The organism is Rhodococcus rhodochrous, from assembly GCF_014854695.1.
Taxonomy (GTDB): Bacteria; Actinomycetota; Actinomycetes; order Mycobacteriales; family Mycobacteriaceae; genus Rhodococcus.
Window position 1 is genome coordinate 3,960,026 of record NZ_CP027557.1, and the last position, 21,266, is coordinate 3,981,291.

Here is a 21,266-nt window from a genome sequence, read left to right on the forward strand (position 1 = left end):
TGACCGACACAGGACTAATCCGCGTCTCCCACCGCATCGGCATCGGCGCCTTCCGCGACAGCGATCACATCGCGCACCAACTGTGCGAGACCGTCGGCGCCGAGTTGAGGCAGCATCCCCGGTACGAGGCCGTTCAAAACCACCGACACGAGCGCTTCGGCGGTGAGCGCACCGCCGGTCGTGGTGGCCATGGTGTCCAGACGCTGGGCGAACTCGCCGAGTGTGACCTCGCGCTCACCGTGCCGGAAGGCGACGGTGTCCGGGGCCACGGCGGCCGCTGCCGCCACGAGTGCCGGCAGATCGGCGACGGTGCGCGCCTTCTTCGGCCGGACCGCCCGCGCCCGCTCGGCATCCGTGCGGATATCGATCGACCGGAGGACGACCTGCGGGTCGGCGCTGACGGCCTCGAGGATCCGGACGAAGCGATCGCCGAAGGCCTCGACCGTCGCGGCGTCGAACAGTGCCGTGGCGTAGGTGAAGGTCACATCGAGCGCGGTCAGCGCTCCCGACTCGGAGAACCGTTCGACCACCGTGCACTGCAGGTCGAACTTCGCCTGGTCGGCGCCCGTCTCGAGCGCGGCCACCTCGAGCCCCGGCAGGGCGAAGGTGCCCGTGTCGATGTTCTGGAAGGTGAGCATCGCCTGGAACAGCGGGGTGTACGCGCTGTTGCGTCGCACACCGAGACGTTCGACGACCCGCTCGAACGGCACGTCGGCGTTGCCGAACGCCGCGAGGTCCTTCTCCTTGGCCTGTGCGAGCAGCTCCGCGAAGGTCGCCGAGCCGGCCACCCGGGTGCGGAGCACGAGGGTGTTGACGAACATGCCGACGAGGTCGTCGAGTGCTTCCTCCCCACGACCGGCGGTCGGTGTACCCACCGCGATGTCCTCGCTGCCCGACAGTCGGGCGAGCAACACCGCGAAGGCGGCGTGCATCGTCATGAAGACCGTCGCGTTGTGCTCGCGGGCGGTCTTCTCGATGCGCTGCGCGAGTTCCTCACCGATCGTGAAGGTGAACGACTCACCGACGGTGGACTGGCGGGCGGGACGCGGACGATCCGTGGGCAGGGCGAGAACCTCCGGGACACCGGAGAGTTCGTCGGCCCAGTAGTCGAGCTGACGCGACAGCTCGCTCTCGGGATCGTCCTCGGAGCCGAGGATGCTCTGCTGCCACAGCGTGTAGTCGGCGTACTGGACCTCGAGCGGTTCCCAGCCCGGGGTCTCCCCCGCGGCGTGCGCGAGATAGGCGGTCATCACGTCGCGCACGAGCGGACGCATCGAGTACCCGTCGGCGCTGATGTGGTGCGCCACGACCGCGAGGACGTGCTCGTCCGCGGCGAGACGTAGCAGCGCGACCCGCACCGGCGGGACCGATGCCGTCACGTCGAATCCGCTGCCGAGGACCTCGGTGAGGCGGTCGACGAGCTCGTCGGTGGTCACGTCCACCGGGGCGAGCTCGGGCACGGCCTGCGCGACCGGCAACACGACCTGCACCGGACCGTCCCCGCTGTCCGGGTAGACGGTGCGCAGCACCTCGTGCCGGGCGAACAGGTCGGCGACCGCTGCGCGCAGGGCGTCCACGTCGAGCGCACCGGTCAGGCGCACGGCGACGGGGATGTTGTAGACACCCGATTCGGGATCGACCCGGTTCAGGGTCCACATGCGCTGCTGTGCGAGCGAGAGCGGCACCTGCTCTGGGCGCGGGACGGTCGTGAGCGCCGGACGGGCACCCTCGCCCACCGACGGGCGGATGCGGGCGGCGAGCGCGGCCACCGTGGACGATTCGAAGACGGTCCGGACCGGCACGCGGGTGTCGAGTGCGGCACCGAGCCGGGCGGCGAGCTGCGTCGCGAGCAGCGAGTTGCCACCGAGTTCGAAGAAGTCGTCGTCGAGACCGGCCCGCTCGACACCGAGCAGTTCGGCGACGGTCGCGGCCACGATCTCCTCGACGGGATCGGTCGGGGCGCGGAACTGCCCCGCGTCGAGTTCGGGGTTGGGCAGGGCCCGCCGGTCGAGCTTGCCGTTGGTGTTCAGCGGCAGCGCGTCGAGTTCGACGAAGACCGACGGCACCATGTACGACGGTAGTCGCTCCGCGAGCGCCGTCCGTGTCGCACCGGAGTCGAACGCGTCGGTGGCCGGCACGACGTAGGCGACGAGACGGTCGCCGAGGTGGGCGGTGTTGCGCACCAGGACGGCGACGTCCTTCACGTCGGGCAGCTCGCGCAGGACGGTCTCGACCTCGCCGAGTTCGATGCGGTAACCGCGCACCTTGACCTGGAAGTCGGCCCGGTCGAGGTATTCGAGGCGACCGGCACGGTTCCACCGGACGATGTCGCCCGTGCGGTACATGCGTCCGCGCCCGTACGGGTCGGCGACGAACCGGTCCGCGGTGAGATCGGGACGGTCGTGGTAGCCCCGCGCGAGCTGGGCACCCGCGAGGTACAGCTCGCCGGCGACGCCCGGAGCCACCGGCCGCAACCGGTCGTCGAGGACGTAGACGGCCGTGTTCCACTCGGGCACACCGATCGGGACGACGGTGCGGTCGGCGTCGTCGACCTCGTGGACGGTCACCGAGACCGCAGCCTCTGTCGGCCCGTAGAGGTTGTACAGCGTCGCAGTGTTGTCCGCGCGGAACTGCTGGGCCACCGCCGCGGGCAGCGCCTCACCGATCGCGAGTATCCGCCGCAGCGACGGCGCCACCGGACCGGCCGCGACCGTCATCAGCATCGACAGCATGGACGGAACGGTGTGCAGCGTGGTCACCTGCTCGTCGCGCAGCAGCGTGAGCAGGTAGTCGGGATCGCGGTGTCCGTCGGCGGTGGCGATCACCAGGCGGGCACCGGAAGTGAGCGCCGACCAGAACTCCCACACCGACAGGTCGAACGTCGCGACGGTCTTGAGCAGCACCGCGTCGTCGGACCCGATGCCGAAATGCTCACGCTTCCACAGCAACTGGTTGACGATCGCGGCGTGGGAGACCGCGACACCCTTGGGGCGTCCGGTCGAACCCGACGTGAAGATCACGTACGCCGTGTTGCCCTGCCGCAGCGGAGCGGGCCGGTCGCCGTCGGTGATCGGGTCGTCCGGAAGCCCGGCGAGGTCGAGACGGTCGAGTTCGACGACCGGCGCGGTGCCGTGCTCGACCCGATCGCCACTCGTCGTGACGATCGCGACGGGAGCGGCCGTGTCGAGGATGTAGGTGTTGCGCTCGGCGGGCTGGTCCGGGTCGACCGGCACGTAGGCCGCGCCGGTCTTCGCGATCGCGTACATGCCCACGAGCAGCTCGGGCGAACGACGGATCGCCAGCGCGACCCGATCCTCCGGTCCCACACCGAGACCCAGCAGGTGCCGGGCGAGACGGTTGACAGACGAATCGAACTCGCCGTAGGTCCACTGCCGGCCCTCGTACACGAGCGCGACGTCGTCGCGGTGTGCGGAGACCTGCTCGTCGAACAGACCGACGAGGGTCGCCCCGGTGTCGATTCCGTGAGCGGTGTCGTTCCATGCGCCGAGCACCGCGTCGCGCTCCTGCGGCAGGAGCAACGCGTGATCGCCGACGGGCAGTGCCGGCGACTCGACGAGCGCTTCGAGCAGCTGCTCGAACCGGGCCGCGACGGCTTCCGCGGTCTCGCGGTCGAACAGATCCGTCGCGTAGGTGAGGATCGCGTCGATGCCCTGCGGCGCGCCTTCGTCGCCGTAGCTGTCGGCGACGATCAGGTGCATGTCGAACTGGGCGGTGCCGCCCTCGAGATCGATCGGTTCGATGTCGAGACCGGGCAGGGCGAGTTCGGAGCGGCTCTGGTTCTGGAACGAGAAGCCGACCTGGAACAGCGGGTGCCGGGCCGTCGAGCGGGCGGGGTTCAGGACCTCGACGAGACGTTCGAACGGCACGTCCGCGTGCGCGAAGGCCTGCAGATCGGTTTCCCGTGCCGCGGACAGCAGTTCGTCGAAGGACGCACCACCGTCGACCTCCAGCCGGAGCACCAGCGTGTTGACGAACATGCCGATGATGTCCTCGGTGGCCTGCTCGGTGCGACCTGCGATGGGGGTGCCCACCGCGATGTCCGTCGAGCCGGACAGGCGCGCGAGCAACGCCGCGAAGGCCGCGTGCACGGCCATGAACACGGTCGCGTTCCGGTTGCGCGCCAGGTCGCGCAGCTCCCGGTGCAGATCGGCGCCGATGGTGAACTCCACGCGGTCGCCGCGGAAACTCTGCTGCGCGGGCCGCGGACGGTCGAGCGGCAGGTCGAGCTGGTCGGGCAGGTCGGCGAGCGCAGTGCGCCAGTAGCCGAGCTGCTCGGCGGCGGTGGACTCCGGATCGTCCTCGGAGCCGAGGACCTCCCGCTGCCACAGCGCGAAGTCGGCGTACTGCACCTCGAGCGGCGCCCACGCCGGATCGCTGTCCGCGGACCGGGCGGCGTAGGCCGTCATCACATCGCGGACCAGCGGCACCATCGACGAGCCGTCGGCGCTGATGTGGTGGACCACGGTGACGAGGACGTGATCGTCGTCGGCGACGCGAAGCAGATGCATCCGCACCGGCACGTCGACGGTGACGTCGAAGCCGGCCGCGGCGATCTCCCGCATCCGCGGTTCGAGACCGGCGGCGGTGACGTCCACCGGTTCGAGCTCGGGCCGAACCTGAGAGGCAGGCAGGATGCGCTGCACCGGACCGGATTCGGTCTCGGGGTAGACGGTGCGCAGGGACTCGTGCCGTGCGACGAGGTCTGCGACCGCGGCACGCAAGGCGTCGACGTCCAGTGCGCCCGTCATCCGCAACGCGAACGGGATGTTGTAGGCCGTCGAGTCGGGATCGAACCGGTTGAGGAACCACATCCGCTGCTGCGCCAGCGACAGCGGGATCGACTCCGGCCGGGTCCGGGCCGTGAGCGGCACCCGAGCGCCGCGACCGGACTCCTGCTCGACCCGTGTCGCGAGTTCCGCGACGGTGGACGCCTCGAACAACGCCCGCACCGGCACCTGCGCATCGAGCGCGGCACCGAGCCGGGAAACCACCTGCGTCGCGATCAGCGAGTTGCCACCGAGCGCGAAGAAATCGTCATCGGCACCGATCCGGTCGACACCAAGCACATCGGCGAACACACCCGCCACGATCTCCTCGATCGGGGTGCTCGGCGCGCGGAAACCACGCGTCTCGAACACCGGCTCGGGCAACGCCCGCCGATCGAGCTTGCCGTTGACCGTCAGCGGGATCGCATCGATCACCACGAACGCCGAAGGCACCATGTACTCCGGCAGAACCACCGCGACACCGCTGCGCAGCGCCTCGGTATCGATCGACATACCCTCATGCGCAACCACATAAGCGACGATCCGCGCCGCCCCCGGAGTGTCCTCGCGTACGATCACCGCCGCGTGCGCGACCTCGTCCTGCGCGAGCACCGCAGCCTCGACCTCACCGAGCTCGATGCGGAAACCACGGATCTTCACCTGGTCGTCGGCGCGCCCGAGATATTCGAGATCACCCGAGACGACCCAGCGTGCGACGTCACCCGTCCGGTACAGCAACGCACCGTCGGACGAGAACGGATCGGCGACGAAACGTGCCGCCGACAACTCCGGACGGCGCAGGTAACCCCGCGCCAACTGGCCTCCGCCGACGTACATCTCGCCGGCCACACCCACCGGCACCGGCTTGAGCCGCCGGTCGAGCACGTACACCCGCAGACCCGCGATCGGCACACCGACCACACTCGCGGACGCGCCCTGCGCCAGCTCGGCACCGATCTCCCGGTACGACACGTGCACGGTCGTCTCCGTGATGCCGTACATGTTCACCAGGCGAGGAGCTGTGCCGATCCCCCGTCGCTGCGCTCGCCCCGCATCCCCGTGACGCTCGAACCACCCGGCCAGACGCCGTGGCTCGAGTGCCTCACCACCGAAGATCACGTACCGCAGCGACAACTGTGCCTCGTCGGCCGCCACCCGATCGGCCTCGACCAGCTGGTAGAACGCCGACGGGGTCTGGTTGAGCACGGTGACCCGCTCGCGGATCAGCAACTCGCGGAAGGCTTCCGGCGAACGCGACGTGAAGTAGTCGACGACCACGAGGGTTCCGCCGTAGAGCAGCGGCCCCCACAGCTCCCACACCGAGAAGTCGAAGGCATAGCTGTGGAACATCGTCCACACATCCGACGAGTCGAAGCCGTACACCGATTCGGTGTTGACCATCAGCCGCACCACATTGCGATGCGGGATCAGCACACCCTTCGGACGCCCGGTCGACCCCGACGTGTAGATCACGTACGCCAGATTCGTCGACGTCAGCGGGGCACGACGCTCCGCGTCGAGAATCGGTGCGTCGTCGACCTCCGACAAATCCAGACGGTCGATCTCGACGACCGGCACCGAGACAGGGAACGCCACCTCGACGCCCGAAGTGGTCACGACCGCGACCGGCGTCGCGTCCGAGACCAGGAACTCGATCCGGTCGGCCGGCGAGTTCGGGTCGATCGGCAGATAACCGGCACCGGCCTCGAGCACCGCCAACAGCGCCACGATCAGATCGAGCGAGCGCGGCATCGCGACCGCGACCAGATCCTCCGGTCCGGCACCGACATCGATGAGATGACGTGCCAGGCGGTGCACCCGCGCACCGAGTTCACGATAGGACAACTGCTCGTCACCGAACCGCACCGCCACCGCATCGCCGCGTTCGACGACGCGCGCCTCGAACATGTCGACGAGTGTCGTGCCGGCCGGTGCGACGTCGTCGCCCAGCGAGTTCCAACGCGAGACGACCAGTTCGCGTTCGAAGTCGTCGACGATCTCGATGTCGCCGACCACCGCCGCCGGATCCTCGGCCACCCCGCGCAGGATGCGCAGGAGCTGCTCCGCGAACGCCGCGACCCGCAGGTCGTCGAACAGGTCGGTCGCGTAGGTGACGGCGAAGTCCATACCGGCCGCCGAACCGTCCTCGCCGACGGTCTCGGCGAAGGTGAACTGCAGGTCGAACTTGGCGGTGGGCGCCTCGTAGTCGACCGCCGCGGCGGTGACGCCGTCGAGGTCGAACTCGACCCGGCCGGTGTTCTGGAAGGTCAGGGCCACCTGGAACAGCGGGTGACGCGCCTGCGAGCGCTGCGGGTCGAGGATCTCCACGAGCCGCTCGAACGGGACGTCGGCGTTCGCGAAGGCGTCGAGGTCGGTGTCGCGCACCTCGGCGAGGAGGTCCTGGAACCGGATGTCGTTGCGCACACCGACACGCAGCACGAGCGTGTTGACGAACATGCCGACGAGGTCGTCGAGGGCGGCCGCGCCGCGACCCGCGATCGGGGTGCCGATCGCGATGTCCTCGCTGTCGGACAGTCGCGCCAGCAGCACCGCCAGCGCCGCGTGCACGACCATGAACAGGGACGTGTTCCGCTCCCGGGCAAGGTTTTCCAGCGCCGAGTGCAGCTCGGGTTCGATACGGAACCGGCTGGTGCGTCCGGTGTTCGACGCGACCTCGGGGCGAGCACGATCCGACGGCAGGTCGAGCTGGTCGGGAAGGTCCGCCAGCTGCGCGGTCCAGTACTCCACCTGGCGCGAGAGCACCGAACGCGGATCGTCCTCGGAGCCGAGGACGTCGCGCTGCCACAACGCGTAATCGGCGTACTGCACCTCGAGCGGCGCCCAGTTCGGGGCCTCCCCGCGCGAACGGTTCGCGTAGGCGACCATGATGTCGCGCGCAAGCGGCCGCAGCGAGAAACCATCGGATGCGATGTGGTGGACCACGAGGAACAGCACGTGCTCGCGTGCGCCGAGCGAGAACAGCACGACCCGCAGCGGCACCTCGCTCGTGACGTCGAAGCCAGCCGAGGTGAGCTGCTCCGCCCGCTCGAACAGGCTGCTCTCGGCGACCCGCTCGACGGGCAGCTCCACCGCGTAGGGCGGCTGCACCGACTGGTGGCCGACGCCGTCGATGTCCGGGTAGACCGTCCGCAGCGACTCGTGCCGCTCGACGACGTCGCCGAGCGCGGCGCGCAGCGCGTCGACGTCGAGGTCCCCGGTGAGGCGAACACCGACGGGGATGTTGTTCGCCGCGGAGGCCGGATCGAACCGGTTGAGGAACCACATCCGCTGCTGCGCCAGCGACAGCGGGATCGACTCCGGCCGGGTCCGGGCCGTGAGCGGCACCCGAGCGCCGCGACCGGACTCCTGCTCGACCCGTGTCGCGAGTTCCGCGACGGTGGACGCCTCGAACAACGCCCGCACCGGCACCTGCGCATCGAGCGCGGCACCGAGCCGGGAAACCACCTGCGTCGCGATCAGCGAGTTGCCACCGAGCGCGAAGAAATCGTCATCGGCACCGATCCGGTCGACACCAAGCACATCGGCGAACACACCCGCCACGATCTCCTCGATCGGGGTGCTCGGCGCGCGGAAACCACGCGTCTCGAACACCGGCTCGGGCAACGCCCGCCGATCGAGCTTGCCGTTGACCGTCAGCGGGATCGCATCGATCACCACGAACGCCGAAGGCACCATGTACTCCGGCAGAACCACCGCGACACCGCTGCGCAGCGCCTCGGTATCGATCGACATACCCTCATGCGCAACCACATAAGCGACGATCCGCGCCGCCCCCGGAGTGTCCTCGCGTACGATCACCGCCGCGTGCGCGACCTCGTCCTGCGCGAGCACCGCAGCCTCGACCTCACCGAGCTCGATGCGGAAACCACGGATCTTCACCTGGTCGTCGGCGCGCCCGAGATATTCGAGATCACCCGAGACGACCCAGCGTGCGACGTCACCCGTCCGGTACAGCAACGCACCATCGGACGAGAACGGATCGGCGACGAAACGTGCCGCCGACAACTCCGGACGGCGCAGGTAACCCCGCGCCAACTGACCTCCGCCGACGTACATCTCACCGGCCACACCCACCGGCACCGGCTTGAGCCGCCGGTCGAGCACGTACACCCGCAGACCCGCAATCGGCACACCGACCACACTCGCGGACGCGCCCTGCGCCAGCTCGGCACCGATCTCCCGGTACGACACGTGCACGGTCGTCTCCGTGATGCCGTACATGTTCACCAACCGCGGAGAAGTGTCGCCGTGACGCTCGAACCACCCGGCCAGACGCCGTGGCTCGAGTGCCTCACCACCGAAGATCACGTACCGCAGCGACAACTGTGCCTCGTCGGCCGCCACCCGATCGGCCTCGACCAGCTGGTAGAACGCCGACGGGGTCTGGTTGAGCACGGTGACCCGCTCGCGGATCAGCAACTCGCGGAAGGCTTCCGGCGAACGCGACGTGAAGTAGTCGACGACCACGAGGGTTCCGCCGTAGAGCAGCGGCCCCCACAGCTCCCACACCGAGAAGTCGAAGGCATAGCTGTGGAACATCGTCCACACATCCGACGAGTCGAAGCCGTACACCGATTCGGTGTTGACCATCAGCCGCACCACATTGCGATGCGGGATCAGCACACCCTTCGGACGCCCGGTCGACCCCGACGTGTAGATCACGTACGCCAGATTCGTCGACGTCAGCGGGGCACGACGCTCCGCGTCGAGAATCGGTGCGTCGTCGACCTCCGACAAATCCAGACGGTCGATCTCGACGACCGGCACCGAGACAGGGAACGCCACCTCGACGCCCGAAGTGGTCACGACCGCGACCGGCGTCGCGTCCGAGACCAGGAACTCGATCCGGTCGGCCGGCGAGTTCGGGTCGATCGGCAGATAACCGGCACCGGCCTCGAGCACCGCCAACAGCGCCACGATCAGATCGAGCGAGCGCGGCATCGCGACCGCGACCAGATCCTCCGGTCCGGCACCGACATCGATGAGATGACGTGCCAGGCGGTGCACCCGCGCACCGAGTTCACGATAGGACAACTGCTCGTCACCGAACCGCACCGCCACCGCATCGCCACGCCCCGAGACCTGCCGCTCGAACAGATCCACCAACGTCACATCCGCCGGCGCCACATCAGCACCCAACGAATTCCACCGCGAGACAACCAACTCCCGCTCGACATCATCGAGAATCTCGACATCACCGATCGGCATCTGAGGCTTCGCGACCACTCCGCTCAGGAGGGACACGAACTGGCGTGCCAGTTTCTCAATGGAGTCAGCGTCGAACAGGTCGACGGAATAAGTGATCTCGAATTGAGTACCGGTCTCGTCGTGCTGCCCGGAGAACGATTCGAGTGCTGTGAACAACAGATCGAACTTGGCGATCTGGTTCTCGAGAGGAACAGGTTGAGCACTCAGGCCTGGCAGCTCCAACTCTGCATCGCCGACATTCTGGAAAGCGAGCATGACCTGGAACAACGGGGTGTGAGCCTGCGTGCGGACGGGAGCGAGCACATCCACCAGACGCTCGAACGGAAGCTCCGTGTGCCCGAAGGCACCGAGGTCCACATTTCTCACCTGGGTGAGAAATTCGTCGAAGGGAACCGACGGATCCGTACGGGTACGCAACACGAGCGTGTTGACGAACATGCCGACCAAGTCGTCGAGCGCAGTCGCACCGCGACCCGCGATCGGCGTGCCGATCGCGATGTCTTCAGTGGAGGAAAGGCGGGACAGCAACACTGCGAGAGCTGCATGGATCACCATGAAAGCGGTCGTACCGGTCTCGCGCGCCAACTCGTCGATTCCTGACCGGATGCGGGCATCGACGGTGAAACTGTACGTCGCACCCGTCTCGGACGAACGTTCGCTTCGGGGACGGTCCGTGGGGAGCGGAAGGCTGTCGGGTAGATCTTCGAGAACTTCCGTCCAATAACGCACTTGTTGCGTGAAGAGCGACTCGGGGTCATCCTCCGAACCGAGGACCTCACGCTGCCACAGCGAGTAGTCGGCATACTGCACCTCGAGCGGAGGCCACGCCGGAGCGTCACCTTTCGATCTCGCGGCATATGCAGTCATGATGTCCCGGGTGAGCGGAATCATCGAGAACCCGTCCGCAGCAATATGGTGCAGAACTGCGACAAGGACATGCGATTCAGGACCGGTCCGGAAGAGCCGAACCACCATCGGTACATCCTGAACGACATCGAAACTCGTTGCCGCAACTACCCTCAGTTCCGCGGGCAGGCGATCCGCCTCGATCGCGGTGACGGTCAGCGTGACCGGAACCTCTGACACCGGAAGTATCTTCTGGTAGCCGTAACCGTCGACGTCCGGATAAACGGTGCGCAGCGACTCGTGCCGTGCGATCACGTCACGCAGGGCGGTTTCGAGTGCCGTCACGTCCAGGATGCCGGTGAGGTGCACTGCGACGGGAATGTTGTTGACCGCCGACTCCGGGTCGAATCGGTTCAGGAACCACATCCGTTGCTGCGCCAGCGACAGCGGCACCCGCTCGGGTCGCGGTCCAGCGAGCAACGGAATCCGGTGCGCTTCGGAGGCGTTCTTCTCGATAGTCGCTGCGAGAGCCTCGACTGTGGACGCTTCGAAGATCTCGCGCAACGGCACACGTCCACCGAGGGATTCGCCGAGCCGCGAGACCGCCTGCGTCGCGATCAGAGAGTTGCCACCGAGCGCGAAGAAGTCGTCGTCGAGACCGACTCGTTCCAGACCGAGCAGATCGGCGAAGACCGCGGCGACGGTGTGCTCGATGGATGTCGTGGGGGCGCGGAACTCCTTGGTCTCGACAACAGGGGCCGGAAGCGCCTTGCGGTCGAGCTTGCCCGACACTCCCAGCGGAAGTGTATCGAGCACCACGTATGCAGTCGGAACCATATAGGCGGGAAGACGAGCCCCCAGGCTCCGTGACACCACAGCGGTATCCACCGTCGTACCCGCGACCGGCACGAGGTAGGCGACAAGTTGCTCCCCGGCGTTCCCGTCGGTGCGTACGAGCACCACAGCTTGGTCGATATCGGCGAGATCGAGTAAGGCCGTCTCGATCTCGCCGAGTTCGATGCGCAGACCGCGCAGCTTGACCTGGAAGTCGGTGCGGCCGATGTATTCGAGTTCGGCACGCGCCGTGCGTGCGTCGGAGGCCTCCCGGGCGACCCACCGCACGAGATCGCCCGTGCGGTAGAGCCTCTCTCCAGCCCCGTACGGCGAAGCGACGAAGCGTTCCGCCGTCAGGTCCGGCCGCGCCACGTAACCGCGCGCCAGCTGGACACCCGACAGGTAGAGCTCACCCGCGACACCGACCGGCACCGGATGCAGTCGGCCGTCGAGGACGTGGACGCCGGTGTTCCAGACCGGGATGCCGATCGGCACCGACACCGCGTCGGCCGCGGTGACCTCGTGGTAGGTCACGTCGACGGCCGCCTCGGTGGGGCCGTACAGGTTGTGCAGGCGAGCGCCCGGCAGGATCGACCGCAGGCGTGCGGCGACCGAGGCGGGCAGGGCCTCACCCGAGGCGAAGACCATTCGCAACGACGAGGCCGAAGCCGCGGCGTTCTCGGCGACGAAGACCGCGAGCATGGACGGCACGAAGTGCGCGACCGTGACGCCGCGGTCGGCCATGACCCGGGCGAGATAGGCCGGGTCCCGATGACCGTCGGGAAGTGCGATCTCGAGTCGCGCACCGATCTGCAGGGGCCAGAAGAACTCCCACACCGACACGTCGAAGGTGAACGGCGTCTTCTGCAGCACCGCGTCGTCGCGGGTGAGGCCGTACTCGTCCTGCATCCACAGCAGGCGGTTGACGATCGCGCCGTGCGGCACCGCGACGCCCTTGGGTCGTCCCGTCGAACCGGACGTGAAGATGACGTAGGCGGTGTTCGCCGGCGTGAGCGTGGCGATGCGATCGGCGTCGGTGATCGGGCCGGACGGCAGGTCGGACACATCGAGCGTGTCGATCTCGATCGTGTGCGCGGCCGCGGTCGACCCGAAGGCGTCGCGGGTGGTGGTCAGCACCGCGACCGGCGCCGCCGTGTCGAGGATGTACGCGTTGCGGTCGGCGGGCTGATCGGGGTCGAGCGGCAGGTAGGCGCCGCCGGCTTTGACGATCGCGTACATGCCGACGAGGAGGTCGAGGGAGCGACGTACGGCGAGCCCGACGGTCGACTCCGGCCCGACACCCTGCGAGATCAGATGGCGGGCAAGGCGGTTCACGCGTGCGTCGAAGTCCGCGTAGGTCAGATGCTCGCCCTCGAAGGCCACAGCCACGGCGTCGGGATCTCTCGCCACGCGGGTGTCGAACAGGTCGACGAGAGTGGCCGGTTCCATCTCGTGCGCGGTGTCGTTCCACGATTCGAGGACCGCGAGACGCTCGTCGGCGTCGAGCAGGTCGATGTCGCCGACGACGACCTCCGGCTCGCGCACCACTGCCTCGAGGATGCGGACGAAGCGATCGGCGAATCTGCGCACCGTCGCGCGATCGAACAGGTCGGTCGCATAGCTGAACGACGCACCCAGACCGTCGGGCGTGCCGTCCTCCGCGAAGTCCTCGGTGAGGGTGAGCTGGAGATCGAACTTGGCGACCGCAGTGTCGATGTCGAGCACGTCGAGCGTGAGTCCACGTAGTTCGACGTGCCCAGCCCGAAGGTTCTCGAACGAGAGCAGCACCTGGAACAGCGGGTGTCGGGCGGTGGAGCGGGCCGGGTTGAGCACCTCGACGAGCCGTTCGAACGGCACGTCGGCGTGGCCGAAAGCACCGAGCGCCGCGTCGCGCGCCCGTGCGAGATGCGCAGTGAACGGCGTGCCCGAATCGACCGCCGTACGCAGCACGAGCGTGTTGACGAACATGCCGATCAGATCGTCGAGTGCCTGCTCCCCGCGACCTGCGACGGGTGTACCGATCGCGATGTCGTCCTGACCGGACATCCGCGCGAGCAGGACGCTCAGGGCCGCGTGTACCACCATGAACAGCGACGCATTGCGGATGCGCGCGAGCGTCACGAGCTCGCGGTGCAACTCCGGATCGATCGAGAAGTCTACGGTCGCACCGGAGTACGACTGCATCGCCGGTCGCGGACGGTCGGCCGGCAGATCCAGCTGGTCGGGCATGCCGGCGAGGGCACGGCGCCAGTAGTCGAGCTGTCGGGAGATCAAGGACTGCGGATCGTCCTCGGAGCCGAGGACGTCGCGCTGCCACAACGTGTAGTCGGCGTACTGCACCGGTAGAGGCGCCCATGAAGGCGCCTCCCACTCGGTGCGGGCGGTGTAGGCAACCATGATGTCGCGCGCCATCGGGCCCGTGGACCAGCCGTCGGCCGAGATATGGTTCACGACCAACGCCAGGACGTGCTCGTCGTCCCCGAGTTCGAACAACTCGGCCCGTATCGGTACATCCGACGTCACATCCAGCCCCGTCGAGGCCAGACGGCGAACCGCCCATGGCAATTCGTTGTGAGCGATCCGTGTGGGAGTCAAATCCGGGACAACCTCCGCCGCAGCACGAATCACCTGATGCGGGCCGTCCGAGGAATCGGGGTAGACGGTGCGCAACGATTCGTGCCGATCGATCACATCCATGATCGACACCTGTAGAGCCGCAACGTCCAGCTCGCCTGTGAGCCTCAGGGCCATCGGAAGGTTATAGGTGGCCGACTGTGAATCGAACTGGTTGAGGAACCACATCCGCTGCTGCGCCAGCGACAGCGGGATCGACTCCGGCCGGGTCCGGGCCGTGAGCGGCACCCGAGCGCCGCGACCGGACTCCTGCTCGACCCTCACTGCAAGCGAGGCGACGGTGGACGCCTCGAACAACGCCCGCACCGGCACCTGCGCATCGAGCGCGGCACCGAGCCGGGAAACCACCTGCGTCGCGATCAGCGAGTTGCCACCGAGCGCGAAGAAATCGTCATCGGCACCGATCCGGTCGACACCAAGCACATCGGCGAACACACCCGCCACGATCTCCTCGATCGGGGTGCTCGGCGCGCGGAAACCACGCGTCTCGAACACCGGCTCGGGCAACGCCCGCCGATCGAGCTTGCCGTTGACCGTCAGCGGGATCGCATCGATCACCACGAACGCCGAAGGCACCATGTACTCCGGCAGAACCACCGCGACACCGCTGCGCAGCGCCTCGGTGTCGATCGACATACCCTCATGCGCAACCACATAGGCGACGATCCGCGCCGCCCCCGGGGTGTCCTCGCGTACGATCACCGCCGCGTGCGCGACCTCGTCCTGCGCGAGCACCGCAGCCTCGACCTCACCGAGCTCGATGCGGAAACCACGGATCTTCACCTGGTCGTCGGCGCGCCCGAGATATTCGAGATCACCCGAGACGACCCAGCGTGCGACGTCACCCGTCCGGTACAGCAACGCACCGTCGGACGAGAACGGATCGGCGACGAAACGTGCCGCCGACAACTCCGGACGGCGCAGGTAACCCCGCGCCAACTGGCCTCCGCCGACGTACATCTCGCCGGCCACACCCACCGGCACCGGCTTGAGCCGCCGGTCGAGCACGTACACCCGCAGACCCGCGATCGGCACACCGACCACACTCGCGGACGCGCCCTGCGCCAGCTCGGCACCGATCTCCCGGTACGACACGTGCACGGTCGTCTCCGTGATGCCGTACATGTTCACCAGGCGAGGAGCTGTGCCGATCCCCCGTCGCTGCGCTCGCCCCGCATCCCCGTGACGCTCGAACCACCCGGCCAGACGCCGTGGCTCGAGTGCCTCACCACCGAAGATCACGTACCGCAGCGACAACTGTGCCTCGTCGGCCGCCACCCGATCGGCCTCGACCAGCTGGTAGAACGCCGACGGGGTCTGGTTGAGCACGGTGACCCGCTCGCGGATCAGCAACTCGCGGAAGGCTTCCGGCGAACGCGACGTGAAGTAGTCGACGACCACGAGGGTTCCGCCGTAGAGCAGCGGCCCCCACAGCTCCCACACCGAGAAGTCGAAGGCATAGCTGTGGAACATCGTCCACACATCCGACGAGTCGAAGCCGTACACCGATTCGGTGTTGACCATCAGCCGCACCACATTGCGATGCGGGATCAGCACACCCTTCGGACGCCCGGTCGACCCCGACGTGTAGATCACGTACGCCAGATTCGTCGACGTCAGCGGGGCACGACGCTCCGCGTCGAGAATCGGTGCGTCGTCGACCTCCGACAAATCCAGACGGTCGATCTCGACGACCGGCACCGAGACAGGGAACGCCACCTCGACGCCCGAAGTGGTCACGACCGCGACCGGCGTCGCGTCCGAGACCAGGAACTCGATCCGGTCGGCCGGCGAGTTCGGGTCGATCGGCAGATAACCGGCACCGGCCTCGAGCACCGCCAACAGCGCCACGATCAGATCGAGCGAGCGCGGCATCGCGACCGCGACCAGATCCTCCGGTCCGGCACCGACATCGATGAGATGACGTGCCAGGCGGTGCACCCGCGCACCGAGTTCACGATAGGACAACTGCTCGTCACCGAACCGCACCGCCACCGCATCGCCACGCCCCGAGACCTGCCGCTCGAACAGATCCACCAACGTCACATCCGCCGGCGCCACATCAGCACCCAACGAATTCCACCGCGAGACAACCAACTCCCGCTCGACATCATCGAGAATCTCGACATCACCGACCACGACCGACGGGTTGTCCACGACCGCTCGAAGGATGCGCAGGAACTGCTTCGCGAATCCGGCAATCGTGGCTTCGTCGAACAGATCTACCGCGTACTCGAAGACAGCGCGATGGGTGGATCCGGTATTGCTGTGATGAACGTCCGGCACGGTCAATTGCAGGTCGAACTTGGCTGTCCCGATCTCGATCTCGGTTGCATCAACATCTATTTCGCCGAGACGAGCCGTGGGTATCTCCGGTGTGAGATCCACCGCAAGGACAACCTGGAACAACGGGTGGCGCGCCGCAGAGCGTGTCGGACTCAGAAGGTCGACCAGCCGTTCGAACGGGAGATTCGCATGTGCATATGCTGCACTGTCCACATCCCGAACGTGGAGTAGCAAATCCTCGAAGGTACTGCGATCGTCGACATCCGAGCGAAGAACGAGTGTGTTGACGAACATGCCGATCAAGTCATCGAGTTGCTCGTCGTCCCGGCCGGAAACCGGAGTCCCGATCGCGATGTCGCGGGTTCCTGAGAGCCGACACAGAAGTACGGCAAAGGCAGCATGCAGGACCATGAACGGCGTCACACCGTGGCCACGCGCCAGTGAGCGTACGCCCTGTACCAGGTCGGGCCCGAGATCGAACGAGAGGCGTGCACCCCGGTTCGTAGGCGTCTCCGGCCGACTCCGATCGAACGGAAGGTCGAGTTGTTCGGGCAGATCGGAAAGAGTCCGCTCCCAGAACGCCAGTTCGCGACTTGCGACTGATGCCGGGTCGTTCTCGGATCCGAGGAGTTCCCAGTGCCACAGGGTGTAGTCGGCGTACTGCAGAGAGAGGCGGGGGAGGTCGGGCTCTGCAGCGCCGCTCCTCGCACCGTAGGCAGCCAGGAGGTCTCGTCCAAGGGGCTCGAAGGATGCACCGTCGGCGGCGATGTGGTGGAGCACGATGATCAATACGTGCTCGTTCGGCGCAGTCCTCAGGACGGATGTTCGGATCGGTACCTCGAGCGTGAGGTCGAATCCTCTAGACGCGAGCGATGCCATCTCCGCCTCGAGCGCGGAGGCTGCTACATCTCGCGGCTTCGACTCCAGGTCGATCTCGTCCGGAGAAAGTACACGCTGCTGCGGGGATCCGTCGACATCGACGAAGAGAGTACGCAGAATTTCGTGGCGGGAAATCAAGTCGTACAGTGCCGCGTGGAGCGCGACTTCGTCGAAAGGCCCCTGCATCCGGATTGCGAACGGCAGGTTGTACAACGCACTCGAAGGGTCGAACCGATTCAGGAACCACAGTCTTTGCTGCGCAGTCGACAACGGCAGCACGTCGGGTCGCGGCCGAGCGACGAGCGGGGACCGCGCGCCGGTACCGATCTGCTTGGCGAGCCGGGTCGCGAGACCCACGACGGTGGACGCCTCGAACAGCACGCGCACGGGCACCTGGGTGTCGAGCGCGGCTCCGATGCGGGAGACCACCTGAGTGGCGACGAGGGAGTTGCCGCCGAGTTCGAAGAAGTCGTCGTCGAGACCGACACGTTCGACACCGAGGACCTCGCCGAACGCTTCGGCGACGGCACGCTCGGCGGGAGTGCGCGGCTCACGGAAGATGCGGGTGCTGCTGAAGACCGGCTCCGGCAACGCCTTCCGGTCGAGCTTGCCGCTCGTGTTGAGCGGCAGCGCGTCGAGCACCATGAGCGACGCCGGAACCATGTACGACGGCAGCGACCGGCCGGCGTGGTCGGCGAGATCGGAGGTGTCGATGGTGCGGCCGGGAGCCGCGACGACGTACCCCACGAGCTGGTCGCCGGTGGGGGTCGCCACCACGAGCACGACGGCCTGCGAGACCGCGGGGTGCGCGAGGAGCACCGCTTCGATCTCGCCGAGTTCGATGCGCTGGCCGCGGAACTTGACCTGGAAGTCGGTGCGGCCGATGTATTCGAGCAGACCCGTGCCGTCGGCGGCGGTCTCCCACCGCACCAGGTCGCCGGTGCGGTACATCCGCTCGCCGGGCGCCCCGAAGGGATCGGCGAGGAAACGGTCGGAGGTCAGGTCGGGACGGTCGAGATACCCGCGCGCGAGCTGGATTCCGGCGAGGTACAGCTCGCCGGGGCGGCCCACCGGCACCGGACGCAGCCGCCGGTCGAGGACGTATGCGCGGCTGTTCCACTGCGGGACGCCGATCGGGACGCTGTGCACGTCGCCGGGAGCTGCCCGGTGGTAGGTGATGGAGACCGCCGCTTCGGTGGGGCCGTACAGGTTGTGGAGCCCGGCCGGGCACATCCGCGCGAAGTCCGCGGCGGTCTCGGACGGCAGGGCCTCACCGATGACGAAGACGTGGCGCAGCGAATCACACGTTCCCGCAGGCGCGTTCGCGACGAAGACGGTGAGCATCGACGGCACGAAGTCGGTGATCGTGACGCCGTGCTCGGCTATCTTGTTCGCCACGTAGACCGGGTCGCGGTGTCCGTCGGGTGTCGCGATCACGAGGGTCGCGCCGACGCGCAGGGGCATGAAGAAGCCCCACAGCGACACGTCGAAGGTCGTCGCGGTCTTCTGCAGGTACACGTCGGTGGAGGTCAGACCGTACTGGTCGTTCATCCACTGGATCTGGTTGTCGATCGCCACGTGGCTCACGGCCACGCCCTTCGGTCGGCCCGTCGAACCGGAGGTGAAGATGACGTAGGCGGTCGTGTCCGGCAGGATCGGTCCGCGTCGTTCGGCGTCGGTGAGCGGCGTCGTGCCGAACCGCGAGTGGTCGAAGGTGTCGACGTCGATCGTGGGGATGCCTTCGGGCAGCGTCACGTCGTCGCGTGCCGTGGTGAGCACCGCCGCGGGGCGGGCGGTCTCGAGGATGTAGGCGGTGCGATCGGCCGGGTGGTCGGGGTCGATCGGCACCCAGGCGCCACCCGCCTCGACGATCGCGTACATGCCGACGACGAGCTCGAGCGAGCGTCGGATCGACAGGCCGACGAGGGACTCGGGACCGACACCGAGACCGACCAGTGCCCGGGCGAGGCTGTTCACCCGCGCGGCGAATTCGGCGTAGGTCAGCGATTCGCCTTCGAAGACCAGCGCGGTTGCCTCGGGGGAGGTCGCGACCCGGTCGTGGAACTCCGCGAGCAGGTCACGGCGATGCACGGGATGGTCGGTGCGGTTCCAGTCACGGACGACCCGGTCGAGTTCGGTGCCGCCGGCGAGCGGGATGTCCCAGACGGGCCGGTCGGAAGCCGAACCGACGAAGCGGTCGAAGAACTCGACGAACCGCGCGTGGTCGGAGGCGGCCCGATCGGGTCCGTAGAGATTCGGGTTCGACTCGAAGTCGATGTGGGTGTTGTCGCCGCTGGTGTAGACATTGACGCCGAGATCCTCGATCAGACCGGTCGACAGGATGTTGATCCGTCCCACCATGTCGCCGAGTCGGACCTCGTTGTCGAACAGCATGATGTTGACCCACGGCCCGAAGAAGGTGGACTGTGCTCCACCCGCGGAGGTCGCGGCGCGGTCGCGGACGATGTCCTCGTGCCGGTAGCGCTGGTGGCGCAGCGCGCCCGAGACGGCAGCACCCGACGCCGCGATGAGGTCGTGCACGGTGGTCTCGTCGGTCACGCTCAGCCGGAGCGGGACGACGTTCGAGACCATGCTGCCGGAGCGGCGCAACAGGGCGGTCGTGCGAGCCGCGACGGGCAGGCTCAGGACGACGTCGGTCTGCCCGGTCATCTGGGCGACGTAGGCCGCGAACGCCGCGATGACGGCGGTCGCGAGGCTCGTGTTCTCCCGCTCGGACAGCTGCTCGACACGGCGTTCGGTCCCGTCCGACAACGCCGCGCTGTCGATGCGGCTGACCGGCGCGGGCGCCGCGGTGCGGCCGGCGAGGCTCGTGGGCTCCTCGATGCCCTCGATCTGCTGCGCCCAGTACTCGCGGTCGTCGGCGAACCGCTTCGATCCGCGGTACTCCATCTCGACGTCGTAGACCTTGCGCAGATCGGACGCGAGGCTCGGGGACGGTTCGACGTCGTCGACCGACGCCGTGTAGAGCTCGGCGATGCGGGTCATGAAGGTCGCGGCGGCGAAACCGTCGAGCGCGAGATGGTGGACGCGGTTGTACCAGAAGTAACGACGGTCACCGATGCGCAGGACCGTCGCGGAGATCAGCCGGTCGCGGAGGACGTCGACGGGGCGGCTGCGGTCGTCGCGCATCCAGTCGAGGGCGGCCTGACGGGGGTCGGGTTCGCCCCGCAGGTCCTCGTAGCCGACGGAGTCGTCGAGGGTGGGATCGACGAGCTGGTAGGGCTGGGCGTCGACCTCGATGAACCGGAGGAAACCCGATCCCATCTCGCGGGCGGCGCGGACGCTCGCGGCGTGCAGCAGGTCGAGGTCGAGGTCGCCCTCGAGTTCGACGTACTGAGCGATGTTGGCGGGCACCGTCGGGTCGACGTGCTGGGCGAACCACATTCCCAGCTGTGCCGGCGAGAGCGGAAAGGCACCGGGCGGCACGACGCCCCGCGAGTTCCCCGCTTCCGATCCGCCGTTACCCAGCGAGTCCAATCCCCAACCTTTCTCTCACCGTCGCGCAATCCCCCATCGGCGGTAGCTTGCGCAGCGCACAACCCTCTCGGTTTATCTGCTGAGCAGGTGAGGATCGTTACGGCGTGGTCGGGCGGTAGAACTCTCCGCAGGACCGGACGCAGCAACGGATCCCCAGCCTGTCGGCCGAGGCGCCCGAAGCAGGTTACCCGCCGGTCATCACCGGAGCCCATGACATACGCATCGGCCCCAATCTACAGGGTGCCCGCCCGGGCGCCGACCGACTGTCACCGA

Annotated in this window: 1 protein-coding gene; it reads right to left on the reverse strand. The window is 67.6% G+C overall.

Annotated features, from left to right (window positions below):
• Nucleotides 1-14: 14 nt before the first annotated feature.
• Complete coding sequence (locus tag C6Y44_RS18240) at nucleotides 15-20,993, reverse strand: non-ribosomal peptide synthase/polyketide synthase (RefSeq protein ID WP_192378506.1); 20,979 nt, start codon at nucleotides 20,991-20,993, stop codon at nucleotides 15-17.
• Nucleotides 20,994-21,266: the final 273 nt, after the last annotated feature.